Here is a 19582-nt window from a genome sequence, read left to right as displayed (position 1 = left end):
AAAAAAGTGCGGGCATTTTCTCAGAGCGCGACGCAAAAGGCACGGCAAGAGCCGTGCCTTTTATCTATCGGGGCAATTTGTCGCGGGGCAGCACAACTTTCGCAACACCACAAAACACCAGTGGAGACAGTTTTATTGTGGGAGCAAGGCTTGCCCGCGATGAAAACACCGCGGTCTCTTGAGTACCAAGGCGTCTGGATCGCGAGCAAGCTTTGCTCCCACAAAGCTCGCCCACAGGGGGTTGTGTCGCCTGGTCAGACTTGCAGGTAATCCAGGATCCCTTCCGCCGCATTGCGGCCTTCGAAGATCGCCGTCACCACCAGGTCGGAACCGCGGACCATGTCGCCACCGGCGAAGATCTTCGGGTTGCTGGTCTGGTGCTTGTACTGGCCCTGTTCCGGTGCCACGACGCGGCCCTGGCTGTCGGTCTGGATGCTGAACTGCTCGAACCACGGCGCCGGGCTTGGGCGGAAGCCGAAGGCGATGACCACGGCGTCGGCCGGGATGATCTCTTCGGAACCGGGAATCGGCTCGGGGCTGCGGCGGCCACGGGCGTCCGGTTCGCCGAGACGGGTCTCGACCACCTTCACGCCTTCGACCTTGTCCTCACCGACAATGGCGATCGGTTGGCGGTTGTAGAGGAACTTCACGCCTTCTTCCTTGGCGTTCTTTACCTCTTTGCGCGAGCCGGGCATGTTGGCTTCGTCACGACGGTAGGCACAGGTCACCGACTTGGCGCCCTGGCGAATCGACGTACGGTTGCAGTCCATCGCCGTGTCGCCACCGCCGAGCACCACGACCTTCTTGCCTTTCATGTCGACGAAATCTTCCGGCGACTTTTCAAAGCCCAGGTTGCGGTTGACGTTGGCGATCAGGAAGTCGAGTGCGTCGTAGACGCCCGGCAGGTCCTCACCGGCAAAGCCGCCCTTCATGTAGGTGTAGGTGCCCATGCCCATGAATACCGCATCGTATTCTTCGAGCAGTTGCTCCATGGTCACGTCCTTGCCCACCTCGGTGTTCAGGCGGAACTCGATGCCCATGCCGGTGAAGACTTCGCGACGATTGCTCAGCACGGTCTTTTCCAGCTTGAACTCGGGGATGCCAAAGGTCAGCAGACCGCCGATTTCCGGGTTCTTGTCGAACACCACCGGGGTCACGCCACCACGCACCAGCACATCGGCACAGCCCAGGCCCGCCGGGCCGGCACCAATGATCGCCACGCGCTTGCCGGTCGGCTTGACCTTGGACATGTCCGGACGCCAGCCCATGGCGAACGCGGTGTCGGTGATGTACTTCTCCACCGAACCGATGGTCACCGCGCCAAAACCGTCGTTGAGGGTGCACGCACCTTCGCACAGGCGATCCTGCGGGCACACCCGGCCGCAGACTTCCGGCAGGGTGTTGGTCTGGTGGGACAGCTCGGCGGCCTGGAGGATGTTGCCCTCGGCCACCAGTTTCAGCCAGTTGGGAATGAAGTTGTGCACAGGGCACTTCCATTCGCAATACGGGTTACCGCAGCCCAGGCAGCGGTGGGCCTGGTCGGCCGACTGCTGGGGTTTGAAAGGTTCGTAGATTTCCACGAACTCTTTCTTGCGTTGACGCAACAGTTTCTTCTTCGGATCCTTGCGCCCGACATCGATGAACTGGAAGTCGTTATTCAGACGTTCAGCCATTGTTAAAACCTCATCAAACTCTTCAGGCGCATATCACTGCGGGTTGGCACGAGTGCTGGAAAGCAACGACTTCAGGTTGGCAGCCTTGGGCTTGACCAGCCAGAAACGGCGCAAGTAGTCATCGAGGTTCTCGGCGAGTTCACGACCCCACTCGCTGTCGGTTTCCGCGACGTACTCGTTCAGCACGTTTTGCAGGTGGCTGCGATAGGCTTCCATCGCCTCGCCGCTGATCCGCTGGATTTCCACCAGTTCGTGGTTGACCCGGTCAACGAAGGTGTTGTCCTGGTCGAGCACGTAGGCGAAACCGCCGGTCATGCCAGAGCCGAAGTTATAACCGGTCTTGCCCAGCACGCAGACAAAACCACCGGTCATGTACTCGCAGCAGTGATCGCCGGTGCCTTCCACCACAGTGTGGGCCCCGGAGTTACGCACGGCAAAACGCTCGCCCGCGGTGCCGGCGGCGAACAGCTTGCCGCCTGTGGCGCCGTAGAGGCAGGTGTTGCCGATGATGGCACTGTCCTGAGTCTTGTAGACGCTGCCCTTGGGCGGAACGATGACCAGCTTGCCACCGGTCATGCCCTTGCCCACGTAGTCGTTGGCATCGCCTTCCAGGTACATGTTCAGGCCGCCGGCGTTCCAGACGCCGAAGCTCTGGCCTGCGGTGCCCTTGAAGCGGAAGGTCACCGGCGCCTTGGCCATGCCCTGGTTGCCGTGCTTGCGCGCGATTTCGCCGGAGATCCGTGCGCCGATGGAACGGTCGCAGTTGCAGATATCCAGGTCGAACTCGGCACCGCTCAGGTCGTTGATCGCCGCAGCGGCCATGTCGACCATCTTCTCGGCCAGCTCACCCTTGTCGAATGGCGGGTTGCGATCAACCTGGCAGAACTGTGGCTTGTCTGCCGGAATGTAATCGCTGCCCAGCAATGGGGTCAGGTCCAGGTGATGCTGCTTGGCGGTCTGGCCTTCGATCACTTCCAGCAGATCGGTACGGCCGATCAGCTCTTCAAGCGAGCGCACGCCCAGCTTCGCCAGCCACTCACGGGTCTCTTCGGCCACGTAGGTGAAGAAATTCACCACCATGTCGACGGTGCCGATGTAGTGGTCCTTGCGCAGCTTGTCGTTCTGGGTCGCCACGCCGGTGGCGCAGTTGTTCAGGTGGCAGATGCGCAGGTATTTGCAGCCCAGGGCGATCATCGGCGCGGTGCCGAAGCCGAAGCTCTCGGCGCCGAGGATGGCGGCCTTGATCACGTCCAGGCCGGTTTTCAGGCCGCCGTCGGTCTGCACCCGGACCTTGCCGCGCAAATCGTTGCCGCGCAGGGTCTGGTGGGTTTCAGCCAGGCCCAGTTCCCACGGTGCACCCGCGTACTTGATCGACGTCAGCGGCGATGCGCCGGTGCCGCCGTCGTAGCCGGAGATGGTGATCAGGTCGGCATAGGCCTTGGCCACGCCGGCCGCGATGGTGCCAACGCCGGCTTCCGCCACCAGTTTCACCGAGACCAGCGCCTTGGGGTTCACCTGCTTGAGGTCGAAGATCAGTTGCGACAAGTCTTCGATCGAGTAGATGTCGTGGTGCGGTGGCGGCGAGATCAGGGTCACGCCAGGGACCGCGTAGCGCAGCTTGGCGATCAGGCCGTTGACCTTGCCGCCGGGCAGCTGGCCGCCTTCGCCGGGCTTGGCGCCCTGGGCAACCTTGATCTGCAGCACTTCAGCGTTGACCAGGTATTCCGGCGTCACACCGAAGCGGCCGGTTGCCACCTGCTTGATTTTCGAACTCTTGATGGTGCCGTAGCGCGCCGGGTCTTCGCCGCCTTCACCGGAGTTGGAACGCGCACCGAGGCGGTTCATGGCTTCGGCCAGGGCTTCGTGGGCTTCAGGGGACAAGGCGCCCAGGGAAATACCGGCCGAATCGAAGCGCTTGAGCACCGATTCCAGCGGCTCTATTTCACTGATGTCCAGCGGCGTGTCGAGGGTCTTGACCTTGAGCAGGTCGCGGATCATCGACACCGGACGGTTGTCCACCAACGAGGTGTATTCCTTGAACTTGCTGTAGTCGCCCTGCTGCACGGCGGCTTGCAAGGTGCTGACCACGTCCGGGTTGTAGGCGTGGTATTCGCCACCATGGACGAACTTCAGCAAACCGCCCTGCTGGATCGGCTTGCGCGGGCTCCAGGCTTCGGCGGCCAGGGCTTTCTGTTCGGCCTCGATGTCGACGAAACGCGCACCTTTGATGCGGCTCGGCACACCACGGAAGCTCAGTTCGCAGACCTCTTCGGACAGGCCGATGGCCTCGAACAGTTGCGCGCCACGGTACGAGGCGATGGTCGAGATACCCATCTTCGACAGGATCTTGAGCAAGCCCTTGGTGATGCCCTTGCGGTAGTTCTTGAACACCTCATAGAGGTCGCCCAGCACTTCACCGGTACGGATCAGGTCGCCCAGCACTTCATAGGCCAGGAACGGATACACCGCCGAGGCACCGAAACCGATCAGCACCGCGAAGTGATGCGGATCGCGGGCGGTGGCGGTCTCTACCAGGATGTTGGAGTCGCAGCGCAGGCCTTTTTCGGTCAGGCGATGGTGCACCGCGCCGGTGGCCAGCGAGGCGTGGATTGGCAGCTTGCCCGGGGCGATGTGACGGTCGCTGAGCACGATCTGGGTACGACCGGCGCGCGCGGCTTCTTCAGCCTGATCGGCAACGTTGCGGATCGCCGCTTCCAGGCCGACGCTTTCGTCGTAGTTCAGGTCGATGACCTGGCGCGCAAAGCCCGGGCGGTCGAGGTTGGTCAACGAGCGCCACTTGGCCGGGGAAATGACCGGCGAGCTGAGGATCACCCGCGAGGCGTGTTCCGGCGACTCCTGGAAAATGTTGCGCTCGGCACCGAGGCAGATTTCCAGGGACATCACGATCGCTTCGCGCAGCGGGTCGATCGGTGGGTTGGTCACCTGGGCGAACTGCTGGCGGAAATAGTCGTACGGCGTACGCACGCGCTGCGACAGCACGGCCATCGGCGTGTCGTCACCCATGGAGCCGACCGCTTCGTAGCCCTGCTCGCCCAGCGGACGCAGCACCTGGTCACGCTCTTCGAACGTCACCTGGTACATCTTCATGTACTGCTTGAGCTGGTCGACGTCGTAGAACGCCGAGCCGTGGTCGTTGTCTTCCATGGTCGCCTGGATGCGCAGGGCATTCTTGCGCAGCCATTGCTTGTATGGATGACGGGACTTGAGGCGGTTGTCGATGGCGTCGGTGTCGAGGATCTGGCCGGTCTCGGTGTCCACGGCAAAGATCTGGCCCGGGCCCACGCGCCCCTTGGCGATGACGTCCTCGGGCTGGTAGTTCCAGACACCGATTTCCGAAGCCAGGGTGATGAACCCGTTGGTGGTGGTGACCCAACGCGCCGGACGCAGACCGTTACGGTCCAGCAGGCACACAGCGTAGCGACCGTCGGTCATGACGATACCGGCCGGGCCGTCCCACGGCTCCATGTGCATGGAGTTGTATTCGTAGAAGGCGCGCAGGTCCGGGTCCATGGTCTCGACGTTCTGCCAGGCCGGCGGCACCAGCATGCGCACGCCGCGGAACAGGTCGATGCCACCGGTCACCATCAGTTCCAGCATGTTGTCCATGCTCGAGGAGTCCGAGCCCACGCGGTTGACCAGCGGGCCGAGCTCTTCGAGGTCCGGCATCAGGTCGTTGGCGAACTTGGTGCGACGGGCCACGGCCCAGTTGCGGTTGCCGGTGATGGTGTTGATCTCGCCGTTGTGGGCGAGGAAGCGGAATGGCTGGGCCAGCGGCCATTTCGGCAGGGTGTTGGTGGAGAAGCGCTGGTGGAATACGCAGATCGCGGTTTTCAGGCGCTCGTCGCTCAGGTCCGGATAGAAGGCGGTGAGGTCCGCCGGCATCATCAGGCCTTTGTAGATAATGGTCTTGTGGGAAAAGCTGCAGATGTAGTGATCGGTGTCGGCGGCATTGGCCACGGACGAACGACGACGGGAGCTGAACAGCTTGATCGACATGTCCTGGTCGCTCAGGCCTTCGCCGGCGATGAACACCTGTTCGATCTGCGGCAGGCGCTCAAGCGCCAGGCGGCCGAGGACGCTGGTGTCGATCGGCACTTTGCGCCAGCCGACCAGTTGCAGGCCGGCGGCCAGGATCTCGCGATTCATGTTTTCGCGAGCCGCTTGGGCCTTCACCGGGTCCTGGTTGAAGAACACCATGCCCACGGCGTACTGCTTGGGCAGGGTCACGCCAAACGTTTCCTGGGCTACGGCACGCAGGAACTCGTCGGGTTTTTGAATCAGCAAGCCACAACCATCGCCGGTCTTGCCGTCGGCGTTGATCCCACCGCGGTGGGTCATGCAGGTCAGGGCCTCAATGGCCGTTTGCAAAAGGGTGTGGCTGGGCTCGCCCTGCATATGAGCTATCAGGCCGAAACCGCAGTTATCCTTGAATTCATCTGGTTGGTACAGACCTGCTTTCATAGACACTTTCTCACCAGGCTGCCTCTAATCGAGGCAAATTTCTTTTCAATTCAACCAGTTGCATGCCGCGCCGAACGTACGCCAGCTTTGCGGGGGCAAAAGGGAGGTCATTGTACACACCGACACAGAGGCTCACAAATTTGACGACGAACTGTCGCAAATCCATGTCGCATTTGTGAAAGGTTTAAAGCTATATGCTGTGCTAGTCAAAACTTTTTTGGGTTCGACCGCTACGACTCAAACGCTACTGTGACGCAGACACCACAAGGCGCGCGGCCTGAAAGGTCGCCCGCCCCTGCGGAAATTTTGAGGTTGCCGGGAGAGGCGGCCTGGGTAAGGCCGCCGAATCTTCAGCGAGTTGCTGCCAGTTCCTGTTGGACGCTGGCGACAGTGCGAGGCCAAGGTTTACCAGCCTGAACCTTCGCTGGCAAGGCCTTGATGGCGGAAACGGCTGCATCACGGTTGGCAAAGCTGCCGTAGGTGATGACATACAGCGGCTTGCCATTGAGCACTTTCTTGAAATAGCGGTACTCGCCGCCCTGCTCCTTGACGAAGTTCTGTGCCGTGGCTTCGGAGCTGGTGCCGAGGATCTGCACCACGTAGTTACCCGGTGCCTGGCCGGCGTACCAGCTGCCGCCTGCGGCCTTGGCCGGGGCAGCAGCAGGCTTGGCGGCAGGTGCTGGCGCCGCGGGCTTGGCAGCGGGCGCTGGAACCGGGGCTGGCTTGGCGGTGGCCACCTGGGTGGGCGCTGGGGTCGGCTTGGCGGCCGGGGCAGGCGTTGGCGTCGGTGCGGGACCAGCCGGCACGCCCACAGGCGGTGCGGTGGTGGTCACGGTTGGCGGCACGTCGCTGCTGTCGTCGATCGGTGGCGCTGCACCGTCGTCGCCTTCGGTGATGCCACCGGCCGCTTCGGCCAGCGGGCCGCGCATCACTGGCTGCGACTGGCCGACCAGCGGCAACGGCATCGGCTGGGTGTTGCCGGCGAATTCCACGGCCGGCGCACCACCGTTGGGTTGCGGCGTCCCTTGGCCGAGGGGCAGTTGCGCCTGTTCGTTGGCAGGGGCACCCGTGGTGGGTGCCTTGGTGCGACCCGGCATCAGCCAGGCGGCGGCAACCGCGACCACGACGACGGCGGAAATTGCCAATACGTGTTTCTTCGGCATGTTGAACCCCATACTTGGACGCTTCACCGCTGAGCGGCTGGCAATCATGACTTCGATCAGAGCATCGCGGGCGACCTGGTTGATGTTGCCAGGCCAACCGTCGGAGCTTTCGTGAATCTCAGAGATCTGATCGGCGGTAAAAAGTTCGATACCCCGGCCCGCACCCTCAAGACGCTGGGCCAGGTATTCACGCGTTTCTTCCTCGGTGTAGGGCGCCAGCTCGATGACGTGGAAGCGCTCTTCCTCAAGGCTCAATTGGTCCAGGTCGGCGATCAGCGACGACTCACCAAACAGGAACACATGAGGACGACCCTCCGGCGCACCGGCTGCCAGGGCCAGCAGGGCCTCAAGAGCCGACTCGTCGAGCTGCTCGGCATCGTCCACCAGCAGATAGACTTCCTGCCCGGTCAGCGCCAGTTGCACGATCTGATCGAGAATTGCACCGATTTCGGCCTGGGCGACGTTCAGCGCCTGGGCCACCTGACGCAATACACCGGCGGCATCGCCAGCGCCACGGGCCGACACCACCACGCTTTGCACGGACTGCTTGTTGGTGCTGGCCACCAGGGCCTGGCGCAGCAAGGTCTTGCCGCTGCCCTGGGGACCGGTGACCACCAGCAGCAACTGGCTGTAGCGCGCCAGGTGATGCAACTGGCCCAGTACTGGTTTGCGCTGGGCAGGGAAGAACTTGAAGCCCGGGACCCGCGGTGCGAAAGGGTCATGACTCAATTGGAAATGGCCGAGGAAAGCCTCGTCGGCATGCAAACTAGTCATCGGAATCTTATTAACCTTTAAGCTGAGCCAGGGCGCGGTAGTCCGCTCCCAGCGTGGCCTGTAGAACTTCTTTCGGATAATCGTCGGTCACCACCGCTTCGCCCATGTGGCGCAGCAGCACCAGGCGCAGACGACCGTCGATCACTTTTTTGTCGATTGCCATGTGTTCAAGAAAATCCGCCTCGCTCATTTCCTCGGGCGGAACCACCGGCAGCCCGGCGCGCTGGAACAGACGAATACCGCGATCACGCTCCTGTTCGCTGATCCAGCCCAGGCGCGCAGACATCTCCAGGGCCATGACCGTACCGGCCGCAACCGCTTCACCGTGCAGCCAGACACCATAGCCCATGTGGGTCTCGATGGCGTGGCCAAAGGTGTGACCCAGGTTGAGGGTGGCGCGCACCCCTGACTCACGCTCATCGGCACCGACCACGGCAGCCTTGGCGGCGCAGGAGCGCTCGATGGCGTAGGTCAGGGCCGCTTGATCCAGCGCACGCAGGCGGTCGACGTTCTCCTCGAGCCAGCCCAGGAATGGCTCGTCGCAGATCAGCCCGTACTTGATGACTTCCGCCAGCCCCGCAGACAGTTCGCGGGCCGGCAAGGTATTGAGGGTCGCGGTGTCGATCAACACCACATTGGGCTGATAGAAAGCCCCGACCATGTTCTTGCCCAGCGGATGGTTGATCCCGGTCTTGCCGCCCACCGACGAGTCGACCTGCGACAGCAGCGTGGTGGGGATCTGGATGAAATCGACGCCGCGCTGATAGCAAGCGGCTGCAAAACCGGCCATGTCGCCGATCACGCCGCCACCCAGGGCAACCACCGTGGTGCGGCGATCGTGGCGCGCGGTCAGCAGGCCGTCGAAAATAAGTTGCAAGGTTTCCCAGTTCTTGAAGGCTTCGCCGTCGGGCAATACCACGGAAATGACCGAGAAGGCCGACAGGCTGCGGGTCAGACGTTCCAGATACAGGGGGGCGACGGTTTCATTGGAAATGATCGCCACTTGCCGCCCAGCGATATGCGGTGCCAGCAGTTCGGGCTGGTCCAGCAAGCCTTCGCCAATATGAATCGGGTAGCTGCGCTCGCCCAGGTCGACCTTAAGTGTCTGCATGTGTCCCCACAGTGAAGATGGAATCAGGCGTCCTGCCTGCAATTAACGAAAGTCCACGGTGCTTGTTTTGATACCAGTTAATGGCCATCCGCCACGCCCCAGGCGGGCCATGACGGGACGTCGAGGATAGCGCATTTCGCCAAGCGCATTAACGGGGAGGCAGTTGCTGAAGGCGATCGAGAATATCCAGCACCACCATTCGCGGCGGCCGCTCGTCGGTTTCCACCACCAGGTCGGCGATCTCCCGATACAACGGGTCACGCAGCTCCAGCAGGTCTCGAAGGGTCTTGGCCGGGTCGGCGGTGCGCAACAGCGGGCGGTTGCGATCCCGGGCGGTGCGACCGACCTGCTGCTCGACAGAAGCATGCAGATAGACCACTCGTCCACCGGCATGCAGCGCCCGACGATTGGCTTCGCGCATCACCGCGCCGCCACCGGTGGCAAGCACCACGCCATCGAACGCGCACAGCTCGGCGATCATCGCCTGCTCACGGTCACGAAAGCCCGGTTCGCCTTCCTTGTCGAAAATCCATGGGATATTGGCGCCCGTGCGCAATTCAATTTCCTTGTCGGAATCTTTGAACGGCAGGCGCAGCTCTTTGGCCAGCAAACGGCCGATGGTGCTTTTTCCAGCGCCCATCGGCCCAACAAGAATCAAATTTCGCACAGAATCAACGACTCACAGCAATCGCCTGGTTATTCATGATACGCGGAGTGAGGAACACCAGCAGCTCGGATTTGCTATCCGAAACCACATCACGCCGGAAAAGGCGGCCAAGATACGGCACATCGCCAAGAAATGGCACCTTATCTACAACCTTGCTCTGAGTATTTGAGAAAACCCCACCAATCACAATGGTCTCGCCATCATTGACCAGGACCTTGGCATTGACCTCGTTTTTCTTGATCGGCGGTACATCATTCACCTTGTTCAGGTAGTCCGGCTCATCCTTGGTGACCTTGACCTCCATGATGATCCGGTTGTCTGGAGTGATCTGCGGGGTCACCTCCAGCGACAGCGAAGCCTCCTTGAACGACACCGACGTAGCACCGCTGGAACTGGCTTCCTGATAAGGGATTTCCGTGCCCTTGAGGATCTTTGCCGTCTCCTTGTCGGACGTCACTACCTTGGGCTGGGAGACGATTTCCCCGTTGCCGGTTTTCTCCATGGCCGTCAGCTCAAGGTCCAGCAACACGTTGTCGGTAATGAAGGCAATGCCGATGCCCGAGGTATTGCCCGAGGCGCCCAGGTCGACGAACGGCTGGTTGGTGCTGGTGCTGCCCGGCGTGCCGATGGTGGTGGAGTCGCCCGTGGTGACCCCCGAGGAGCTCCAGTTACCTTTGTTTTGAATCGAACCGCCCCAGCGCACGCCCAGGCTTTTGTCGTAGTCGACGTTAGCCTCGACAATCCGCGCCTCGATCATCACCTGGCGCACCGGAATATCCAGCTGCGCCACGATCCGGCGCAGTTCGTCGAGGCGGTCCTGGGTCTGGTAGGCAATGATGTTGTTGGTTCGCTCATCGACCGTGATCGTGCCGCGCTCATCGGCTTTTGCCTCGGCACTGGTCACCGACTGGAAGAGCTTGGCGATGTCCGCCGCCTTCGCATAATTGACCTGCAACAGCTCACGCCGCAGCGGCGCCAGGTCGGCAATCTGCTTCTGCGACTCCAGCTCCTGGCGCTCACGGGCGGCAATTTCATCGGCCGGAGCCACCAACAGCACGTTGCCAACCTTGCGCTTGTCCAACCCCTTGGTCTTGAGTACCAGGTCAAGCGCCTGGTCCCAAGGCACATTCTGCAGCCGCAGGGTGATGCCGCCCTGCACCGTGTCGCTGGCCACGAGGTTCAGGTTGGTAAAATCGGCAATCAGTTGCAGGACCGAACGCACCTCGATGTCCTGGAAGTTGAGTGAGAGCTTCTCGCCACTGTAGGCCGCGCGGTCGGCGTTGCGTTTCTGCAGGTCGTCGACGGTCATGGGCCGGACGCTGACCGTGAGCTTGTTGTCGGTCTGGTAGGTCGAGTAGTCGAAGGTGCCGCTGGGTTCGATACTGATGGTCGCCCGGTCGCTGCCGGCGCTGGCATTGACGAATTGCACCGGGGTGGCGAAGTCCTTGACGTCCAGGCGCACCCGCAGCGGCTCTGGCAACTGGGTCCTGGCAAAATTGAGGATGATCTTGCCTTCGCGCTCCTGGATGTCCGGGGCGATGGACGGATCAGACAGATCGATCACCACGTTGCCTTCGCCCTGGGTCCCGCGCTGGAAGTCCACCCCACGGATCGCCTTGCCCACCGGCGCACTGGCCCTCGCCGGCGCAGCGCTGGCAACCGCCGGGCGCTGGGTCTGGGCGGAGTTCTTCGGGGCAGCGCTCTTTGGGGCGGAGCCCTTGCCAACCACCACGAACAGGTTATTCCCTTCGACCCGGGTGTCATACGGCGCCAGTTGGGTAAGGCCGATGATCAACCGGGTGCGATCCCCAGCCTCGACCACGGTGGCGCTGCGTGCATTGCCCCCGCCCAGGTCGCGGCGCTTGCTGGAAAGTTGATTGGTCACGCCCGGCAGGTCCAGTGCAATCCGCGCCGGTTGTTCGGTGGTGTAGCCCCGGGGTGTCGGCGGCGGCCCATCGAAGGTGAGCTTCAACTCGACACGGTCCCCCGGCAACGCCGCCACATCCAGCGTCTTCAGACTGGCCCCATGAACCATCGGCGACAACAGCGCTATCCATAGCGAAATACCGAGGGCTGAAAAAAACCTGTTCATTGTTCGAGTTCCACTATGAATGCTCTTTCAAAGGAATGGTCCGTGGTCGCTCCAGCCAGGCACCCTCGCCATCGGGAACGATTTCGACCACATCGACCTGGGTGGCACTGATGTTGACGATCCGCCCGTCGTTGCGCCCCAGATAGTCACCGACCTTGAGCCGATGCACCCCGCCCGCGCCCCGCAGGAGCGCGAAGGAGCCACTGACGTTGGAGATCGTACCGACCATTTCAAACTGCTCGATGTTGAAGCCTTCCAGGTACTGCTTGACTCGGTTGGGGTCGGGCCGGACGTTGCGCGAGCCCCGCTGACGCTCGGCCTGGTCCACGCGGACCTGCCGGGAAAACGGGCTGCGCAGGTTGGCGGCACTGTAGGTAAAGGTTTCGTAGGGCCTGAACGTCGGCGTCGGCTCGATCTTGCCGGGCGGCCGCAGGCGCACTTCATTCATGTAGGCATCCAGGTCGCTGAAACCGTTGTCGTTCCCGCAGCCCGCCAGCGTGACCAGGCCTGCCAGCAGGCAGATGCGACACACCGGCCTCATGGTTGCGCCTCCTGCTCGTTGTACCGGTAGGTCTTGGCCTGGATGCTCATGCGCAGTTTCGCGCCTGCCTCGGGCTCCATTGGTGCGATCTCGAAATCGTGCAGCGTGACAATCCGGGGCAGACCCGCCACCCCACTGACGAACGTCGCCAGGTCGTGGTAGCCGCCGGTGACGGTGATCTGGATCGGCAACTCGATGTAGAACGGCTGGGTGACCTCCGGCAGCAGCTTGATTTCCTCGAACTCCAGGCCACTGCCCAGGCCGGTGCGAGTAATGTCCTCCAGCAGGCCCGGCACTTCGGTATCGCTGGGCAATTGCCGCAACAGCACACCAAAAGACGTTTCCATCTGCTTCATCTGCTCGGTGTAGCGCTCCAGGTTCGCGGCCATGTGGGCCTTGCCCGCGAATTGCGCCTTGAGGGTGTTTTCTTCCTCGCGCACCTGCTGCAACTGGTTCTCCAGGTCACTCAAGGCAAAGTTATAGCCCAGCCCCAGCACCAGGACCACCAGCAGGACCCCGGCCAGCCATTTGATCGGCGCCGGCCAGGAACCGATGTTGTTGGTGTCCAGGTCACTGATATCGATCTTGCGCAGTGCGTCGAACCACTCCCCCGGCTTCATTGGACGTCCTCCACATCGGCCGGGCGGGTCTGGCGAACCGTCAGTTGGAAAACGTTGGCCTGGTCGAGCTGCCCTGCGGTGGTAGCCTTGACCTCCGTCAGACTGGGCGTGCCGAACAGGTCCGACGAGTCCAGGTTGCGCATCAAGTCCGAGACCCGGTTGTTCGACTCCGCAGCCCCCTTGATCGAGAGCGTCCGCTCTTCCATCTTCACTTCGGTGAAATACACCCCGTCCGGCAAGGTCCGCACCAACTGGTCGAAGATGCGCCCACTGACCGGTCGGTTACCTTGCAAGTCCTGGATGATGCGCATGCGTTCCAGCAATTGCTGGCGCCGGGCTTTCAATTCGCTGATCTGCTTGATGCGCTCGTCCAGCACGGCGATCTGCCCTGAGAGATGGCTATTGCGAGCAACCTGTTGGTCGATGGCGCTGTCAATGTACCGGACCGCAACCAGGACTACACCGACCGCACCGACCAGTGCCCCCACCAAGGCCAGCAAAAAGCGTTTGCGCCGTTCTTCACGCAGCTCTTCGCGCCAGGGGAGCAGGTTGATCCGCGCCATCAGTCGAAACTCCTGAGGGCCAGCCCACAGGCAATCATCAGTGCCGGCGCATCACCGGCCAGGGCGCCGGCATTGACCTTGCTGCTCAGGGCCATGTTGGTAAACGGGTTAGCCACCTGGGTCGGCGTGCCCAGGCGCTGCTCGATCAACCGATCCAGGCCGGCGACCGAAGCCGTGCCCCCGGCCAGCAGAATGTGGTCCACCGCACTGTACTGGCCCGAGGCGAAAAAGAATTGCAGGGAGCGCGACACCTGCTGTACCAGGGCCTCGCGAAAAGGTTGCAGCACTTCGCCGAGATAATCGTCGGGCAGGCCACCCTGCTTCTTTGCCAAGCCGGCCTGCTCGGGTGTCAGGCCATAGCGGCGCTGAATTTCCTCGGTCAGCTGGCGGCCGCCGAACAATTGTTCGCGGGTATAGATGATGCGCCCGTTGTGCAGCACGCTGAGGGTGGTCATGGTGGCGCCGATGTCGACAACCGCCACGGTCAGCCGTTCCTGGGAGGCAGCCAGTTGCGTGGCGAGCAGGCCGAACGCGCGCTCCAGCGCATAAGCTTCCACATCGACCACCCGGGCCGTCAGCCCGGCGAGCGCCAACGCGGCCTCGCGGACCTCGACGTTTTCCTTGCGGCACGCCGCCAGCAGCACTTCGACGCGCTCGGTACTACGTGGAGAAACACCCACCACTTCGAAATCAATGGCCACCTCATCCAGGGGATAGGGAATGTACTGATCGGCCTCGATCTTGAGCTGGTTTTCCATGTCATCGTCGGACAGCCCGGCGTCCATCTCGATGGTCTTGGTGATCACCGCCGAGCCTGCCACGGCCACCGCCACGCTACGCAAGGGCGTCCTGGCCTTGGCCAACAGACGCGACAACGCCTGGCCCACCCCTTCGAGCTCGGCGATGTTCTTCTCGACCACGGCGTTGGCTGGCAACGGTTCGACCGCGTAGGACTCGACGCGGTAGCGTTCACCCTGGCGGCTCAACTCGAGCAGCTTCACCGACGTCGAACTGATGTCGATCCCCAGAAGCGCATGGGCTTTTTTATTGAAGAGTCGTAGCACTACCAATTCCCTATGACTATCCGTGAGTTACGGACTCTCTAATATGCATTGCGTTCAATCACGGCCGTCCGACGGATGCCCGGATGGCATTCCCGATGAAAAAAAATGCTTATAATGCCCAGCGTTTTTTTTCGCTTTGTTGCAAGCACGGGTCCATCCCTGCACCTGGCGCCTTTTTCATTCTTTGCCTGGATATCCAAAAGCCTTGATTCGTCTGCTGAAATTTTTCGGATGGTCCATCGTCGCCGTTTTCTGCGGACTGCTCTTGGGCCTGAGCGGTGCCTTTCTTTACCTTAGTCCGGGATTGCCGTCCGTGGAGGCGCTGAGAAGTATTCAGTTGCAGATTCCCCTGCGGGTGTACAGCAGCGACAACAAGTTGATTGCCGAATTTGGCGAAATGCGCCGCACACCCATCCGTTTCGCCGACATTCCCCCTAATTTCATCAATGCGTTACTAAGTGCTGAAGACGATAACTTCGCCAATCACTATGGCGTCGATCCAGGCAGCCTGATGCGCGCCGCCAGCCAGTTGGTCAAGAGCGGGCACATCCAGTCCGGCGGCAGCACCATCACCATGCAGGTGGCCAAGAACTTCTTCCTGACCAGCGAGCGCAGCTTCTCGCGCAAGACCACCGAGATCCTCCTGGCCCTGCAGATCGAGCGGCAGCTGACCAAGGATGAAATCCTCGAGCTGTACGTGAACAAGATTTACCTGGGCAACCGTGCCTACGGCATCGAGGCGGCGGCGCAGGTGTATTACGGCAAGTCGATCCGCGATGTGAGCCTGGCGCAGATGGCGATGATCGCCGGCCTGCCCAAGGCACCGTCACGCTTCAACCCGCTGGCCAATCCGGCGCGCAGCAAGGAGCGTCGCGACTGGATCCTGGGGCGTATGTACAAGCTCGGCAAGATCAGCGAGGCCGATTACACCACCGCGATCAATGAGCCGCTGAACGCCAGCTATCACGTACCGACCCCGGAAGTGAACGCCCCGTACATCGCCGAAATGGCCCGTGCCGAGATGGTCGGGCGCTATGGCAGCGATGCTTATACCGAAGGTTTCCGCGTGACCACCACGGTGCCGAGCAACTTGCAGGAAATGGCCAACACCGCCCTGCACGAAGGCCTGATGACCTACGACCAGCGCCACGGCTACCGCGGCCCTGAATCGCGCCTGCCAGGCAAGACCAAGGAAGCCTGGGCACTGGAGCTGACCAAGCAGCGCACCATCAGCAGCCTGGAGCCGGCGATCGTCACGTCGGTGGACAAGGACGGCATCAAGGTGCTGACCCGCAACGCCGAACAGGAAGAACACGTGGCCTGGGACACCATGAAATGGGCCCGCCCGTTCCTCAATACCAACAGCATGGGTGCCAACCCACGGCAGCCGTCGGACGTCGCCCAGGTCGGCGACCTGATCCGCGTCCAGCGCCAGGCGGACAACACCCTGAAGTTCAGCCAGATCCCGGCCGCCCAAGGTGCACTGGTGTCCCTCGACCCGCAGGACGGTGCCATCCGTTCCCTGGTGGGCGGCTTCGCCTTCGAGCAAAGCAACTACAACCGGGCACTGCAGGCCAAGCGCCAGCCGGGCTCGAGCTTCAAGCCGTTCGTCTACAGCGCCGCCCTGGATAACGGCTACACCGCCGCCAGCCTGGTCAACGATGCACCAATCGTGTTCGTCGATGAGTACCTGGACAAGGTCTGGCGACCGAAGAACGACACCAATACGTTCCTCGGCCCAATTCGCCTGCGCGAGGCACTGTACAAATCCCGCAACCTGGTCTCGATCCGCCTGCTGCAGGCATTGGGCGTGGATCGCACCATCGACTACATCAGCAAGTTCGGCTTCAACAAGCAGGACCTGCCGCGCAACCTGTCCCTGGCCCTGGGCACCGCGACCTTGACGCCGATGGAGATCGCCACGGGCTGGAGCGCATTCGCCAACGGCGGGTACAAGATCACCCCGTACATCATCGACAAGATTGAAAGCCGCAACGGTGAAACGTTGTTCGTCGCCAACCCGCCACGCGTTCCCACGGGTGAGCAGGCCAGCGATGGCGTCGCCGCACCGTCCACCGAGACGTTCACGGTCAATGCGACACCGGGCGAAGCGACCACGCCCCCTGGCCTGCCCCAAGCGCCTGCCATCGCGGAACGCATTGTCGATGGCCGAACCACCTACATTCTCAACAGCATGCTGCAGGACGTGATCAAGCTCGGCACTGGCCGCCGCGCCCTGGCCCTGGGCCGCACCGACCTGGCGGGCAAGACCGGTACCACCAACGAATCCAAGGACGCCTGGTTCTCCGGCTACAACGCCGATTACATAACCACCGTCTGGACCGGTTTCGACCAGCCCGAAAGCCTGGGTCGCCGCGAGTTCGGCGGCACCGTGGCGCTGCCGATCTGGATGAGCTACATGGGCGCCGCCCTCAAGGACAAGCCGCCGCACACCCAGCCGGAACCGGAAGGCATCCTCAGCCTGCGGGTCGACCCGGTCAGTGGCCGCGCCGCCACGCCAGGCACCCCGGGTGCGTACTTCGAACTGTTCAAGAGCGAAGACACGCCACCGTCGGTCAACGAACTGGGCAACGGCGTGGCACCGGGCAGCCCGCTGCCGGCGGACGAAGCGGCGCCGATCGATCTGTTCTGACCGCCCCCCCCCAAAAAAAGCCCCGCCTTCGGAAGAAGTGCGGGGCTTTTTTCAATCGGACATTGTGTAGATAACCCGTGGCGAGGGAGCTTGCTCCCGCTCGGTTGCGCAGCGACCGCCTCTTTTGGGGCTGCTGCGCAGCCCAGCGGGAGCAAGCTCCCTCGCCACGGGCTCTGTGGTTTTCTTGAAGGGTTGTTCCTATCGAAATAAAAAGCCCCGACTCACAGGAGCCGGGGCTTTTCGTTGAAGCGCTACAACGACTTAGCCGTTGAACACGTCATCCACGCTCTTGAGCGGGTAGTTCTTCGGATACGGCAGGGTGGCCACGCCAGTCTCGATGGCGGCCTTGGCCACGGCATCGGAGATCAAGGTGATCAGGCGGGCGTCCATTGGTTTCGGAATGATGTACTCACGACCGAATTCCAGCTTGATGCCGCCGTAGGCGTCGCACACTTCCTGAGGCACTGGCAGCTTGGCCAGTTCGCGCAGGGCGTTGGCGGCCGCGACTTTCATTTCTTCGTTGATGCGCTTGGCGCGAACGTCCAGGGCACCACGGAAGATGAACGGGAAGCCCAGTACGTTGTTGACCTGGTTCGGGTAGTCCGAACGGCCGGTGGCCATGATCACGTCGTTACGGGTCGCGTGAGCCAGTTCCGGGGAGATTTCCGGATCCGGGTTCGAGCACGCGAACACGATTGGGTTCGGCGCCATGCGCAGCAGGTTTTCCGCGCTCAGCAGGTTCGGGCCCGACAGGCCGACGAACACGTCGGCACCGTCCAGCGCGTCGGCCAGGGAGCGCTTCTCGGTCGCATGGGCGAACACAGCCTTGTACTGGTTCAGGTCGTCACGGCCAGAGTGGATCACACCGGTACGGTCGACCATGAAGATGTTTTCGATCTTGGCGCCCATGCTCACCAGCAACTTCATGCAGGAGATGGCCGCAGCGCCGGCGCCGAGGCAGACGATCTTGGCTTCCGGCAGGGTCTTGCCGGCGATTTCCAGGGCGTTGATCATGCCGGCCGCGGTAACGATCGCGGTGCCGTGCTGGTCATCGTGGAATACCGGAATGTCGCACTGTTCGATCAGGGCGCGCTCGATCTCGAAGCACTCAGGTGCCTTGATGTCTTCCAGGTTGATGCCACCGAAGGTGATGGAGATGCGCTTGACGGTGTCGATGAAGGCTTGCGGGCTCTCGGAGTCGACTTCGATGTCGAATACGTCGATACCGGCGAAGCGCTTGAACAGCACACCCTTGCCTTCCATGACCGGCTTGGAAGCCAATGGGCCGAGGTTACCCAGGCCGAGAATCGCGGTGCCATCGGAAATGACTGCAACCAGGTTGCCTTTACCGGTGTATCTGTAGGCCAGTTCAGGGTCGCGAGCGATTTCGCGGACTGGTTCGGCTACGCCGGGGCTGTAGGCCAGCGACAAGTCGCGAGCAGTAGCGGTGGCCTTGGTGAGCTCGACACTCAGCTTTCCTGGACGAGGATGAGCGTGATATTCGAGAGCGGCAGTTTTCAGATCAGACATGTGGGCATTCCGCTTTTTACTGTGTTGGACAGACGGACCGCCGAGGATACGCGCCTCGTAAAGTCCCCACAAGACTGACCAGTCACTACTGTCAAGCGCCCAGCCCTACGACTTTGGGCCAAGGGCCGCGAAACACAAGGCCTATATGCATACAATCAGATAGAAAAATGTCTACAATTTTTCGTCGAGACATCGCGCGCCGCCCATTGAACGCGACGAAACCCGATACCTCGATTTATCGCAGACACAAAAAAGGCGTCCACAAGGGACGCCTTCTTTATCAATCTGGAGCAGTCGAGACGACCCTCCAGAATGATCAGCCTCAGGCTTTTGGAGTAACCTTGCCGAAAGCACCGAAACGATCGGCGAACTTCTGAACACGGCCGCCGGTATCCAGAGTCTTTTGCTTACCGGTGTAGAACGGGTGGCATTCGTTGCAAACGTCGATCGCCAAGGCTTTGCCGTAGGTCGAACGCGTTTCGAACTTGTTGCCGCAGCTGCAGGTTACGGCAATTGCTGGGTATTCCGGATGGATATCGGTTTTCATGCTGTTTTCCTCAGGCTAGCGTGCCGCCATCCAACACTATTGTTGAATACCGCACGTAATTAGGCCGCGGATTCTACCAGACAACATCAATCACGCAAGCTA

13 protein-coding genes are annotated in these 19582 nt (G+C 61.7%); 1 reads left to right on the top strand and 12 read right to left on the bottom strand.

What is annotated here, in order from left to right:
* Positions 1-254 precede the first annotated feature (254 nt).
* From HU749_RS03140 to HU749_RS03095, 10 genes are all read right to left on the bottom strand, one after another.
* Positions 255-1673 (bottom strand): FAD-dependent oxidoreductase, encoded by a 1419-nt coding sequence (locus HU749_RS03140; protein ID WP_003196992.1) that lies wholly within the window; start codon positions 1671-1673, stop codon positions 255-257.
* 33 nt (positions 1674-1706) lie between these two features.
* Entirely contained in the window at positions 1707-6155 is a 4449-nt protein-coding gene (gltB, locus tag HU749_RS03135; RefSeq protein ID WP_014336171.1) for a glutamate synthase large subunit, read from the bottom strand.
* Between the two features lie 350 nt (positions 6156-6505).
* Entirely contained in the window at positions 6506-8092 is a 1587-nt protein-coding gene (locus HU749_RS03130; protein ID WP_186651192.1) for an AAA family ATPase, read from the bottom strand.
* A 10-nt stretch (positions 8093-8102) separates the two neighbouring features.
* Positions 8103-9203 carry a 3-dehydroquinate synthase gene (aroB, locus tag HU749_RS03125; RefSeq protein WP_046065075.1) on the bottom strand — a complete coding sequence of 367 codons (1101 nt, stop codon included), beginning with the start codon at positions 9201-9203 and terminating at the stop codon, positions 8103-8105.
* A 148-nt stretch (positions 9204-9351) separates the two neighbouring features.
* Positions 9352-9870, bottom strand: coding sequence for a shikimate kinase AroK (aroK, locus tag HU749_RS03120; RefSeq protein WP_003196983.1), 519 nt, complete (start codon positions 9868-9870; stop codon positions 9352-9354).
* Between the two features lie 4 nt (positions 9871-9874).
* A complete protein-coding gene (locus tag HU749_RS03115) occupies positions 9875-11962 on the bottom strand; it encodes a type IV pilus secretin PilQ (RefSeq protein ID WP_079301565.1) in 2088 nt (695 codons plus the stop codon).
* Positions 11963-11975: 13 nt separating this feature from the next.
* Positions 11976-12503 carry a pilus assembly protein PilP gene (locus HU749_RS03110; RefSeq protein WP_024616290.1) on the bottom strand — a complete coding sequence of 176 codons (528 nt, stop codon included), beginning with the start codon at positions 12501-12503 and terminating at the stop codon, positions 11976-11978.
* Complete coding sequence (gene pilO / locus HU749_RS03105; protein ID WP_095962298.1) at positions 12500-13123, bottom strand: type 4a pilus biogenesis protein PilO; 624 nt, start codon at positions 13121-13123, stop codon at positions 12500-12502. The genes HU749_RS03110 and pilO overlap by 4 nt, the downstream gene beginning before the upstream one ends.
* Entirely contained in the window at positions 13120-13686 is a 567-nt protein-coding gene (locus HU749_RS03100) for a PilN domain-containing protein (RefSeq protein WP_186651190.1), read from the bottom strand. The genes pilO and HU749_RS03100 overlap by 4 nt, the downstream gene beginning before the upstream one ends.
* Complete coding sequence (locus tag HU749_RS03095; protein ID WP_079301563.1) at positions 13686-14750, bottom strand: pilus assembly protein PilM; 1065 nt, start codon at positions 14748-14750, stop codon at positions 13686-13688. The genes HU749_RS03100 and HU749_RS03095 overlap by 1 nt, the downstream gene beginning before the upstream one ends.
* 208 nt (positions 14751-14958) lie before the next feature.
* On the opposite strand from HU749_RS03095, the gene HU749_RS03090 reads away from it, so the two are divergent.
* Entirely contained in the window at positions 14959-17403 is a 2445-nt protein-coding gene (locus HU749_RS03090; protein ID WP_437127838.1) for a penicillin-binding protein 1A, read from the top strand.
* Positions 17404-17664: 261 nt separating this feature from the next.
* Here the strand turns inward: HU749_RS03090 and HU749_RS03085 are convergent, their stop codons facing one another.
* Both HU749_RS03085 and rpmE read right to left on the bottom strand, forming a co-directional pair.
* Positions 17665-18933, bottom strand: a complete 1269-nt coding sequence (locus HU749_RS03085) for a malic enzyme-like NAD(P)-binding protein (RefSeq protein WP_186651186.1) — start codon at positions 18931-18933, stop codon at positions 17665-17667.
* A 322-nt stretch (positions 18934-19255) separates the two neighbouring features.
* Positions 19256-19480: a 50S ribosomal protein L31 gene (rpmE, locus tag HU749_RS03080; RefSeq protein WP_014336159.1), complete on the bottom strand. Its 225-nt coding sequence runs from the start codon at positions 19478-19480 to the stop codon at positions 19256-19258.
* Positions 19481-19582: the final 102 nt, after the last annotated feature.

The organism is Pseudomonas ogarae (assembly GCF_014268695.2).
In the GTDB taxonomy this organism is placed as follows: Bacteria; Pseudomonadota; Gammaproteobacteria; order Pseudomonadales; family Pseudomonadaceae; genus Aquipseudomonas; species Aquipseudomonas kilonensis.
This window is presented reverse-complemented; position numbering and strand designations above follow the sequence as displayed.

What these genes read in the sequence shown, in the direction of transcription:
- HU749_RS03140 (WP_003196992.1), bottom strand. Translation starts at nt 1,673, where the DNA reads ATGGCTGAACGTCTGAATAACGACTTCCAGTTCATCGATGTCGGGCGC.
- HU749_RS03115 (WP_079301565.1), bottom strand. Translation starts at nt 11,962, where the DNA reads ATGAACAGGTTTTTTTCAGCCCTCGGTATTTCGCTATGGATAGCGCTG.
- HU749_RS03085 (WP_186651186.1), bottom strand. Translation starts at nt 18,933, where the DNA reads ATGTCTGATCTGAAAACTGCCGCTCTCGAATATCACGCTCATCCTCGT.
- aroB (WP_046065075.1), bottom strand. Translation starts at nt 9,203, where the DNA reads ATGCAGACACTTAAGGTCGACCTGGGCGAGCGCAGCTACCCGATTCAT.
- pilO (WP_095962298.1), bottom strand. Translation starts at nt 13,123, where the DNA reads ATGAAGCCGGGGGAGTGGTTCGACGCACTGCGCAAGATCGATATCAGT.
- gltB (WP_014336171.1), bottom strand. Translation starts at nt 6,155, where the DNA reads ATGAAAGCAGGTCTGTACCAACCAGATGAATTCAAGGATAACTGCGGT.
- HU749_RS03100 (WP_186651190.1), bottom strand. Translation starts at nt 13,686, where the DNA reads ATGGCGCGGATCAACCTGCTCCCCTGGCGCGAAGAGCTGCGTGAAGAA.
- rpmE (WP_014336159.1), bottom strand. Translation starts at nt 19,480, where the DNA reads ATGAAAACCGATATCCATCCGGAATACCCAGCAATTGCCGTAACCTGC.
- HU749_RS03130 (WP_186651192.1), bottom strand. Translation starts at nt 8,092, where the DNA reads ATGACTAGTTTGCATGCCGACGAGGCTTTCCTCGGCCATTTCCAATTG.
- HU749_RS03110 (WP_024616290.1), bottom strand. Translation starts at nt 12,503, where the DNA reads ATGAGGCCGGTGTGTCGCATCTGCCTGCTGGCAGGCCTGGTCACGCTG.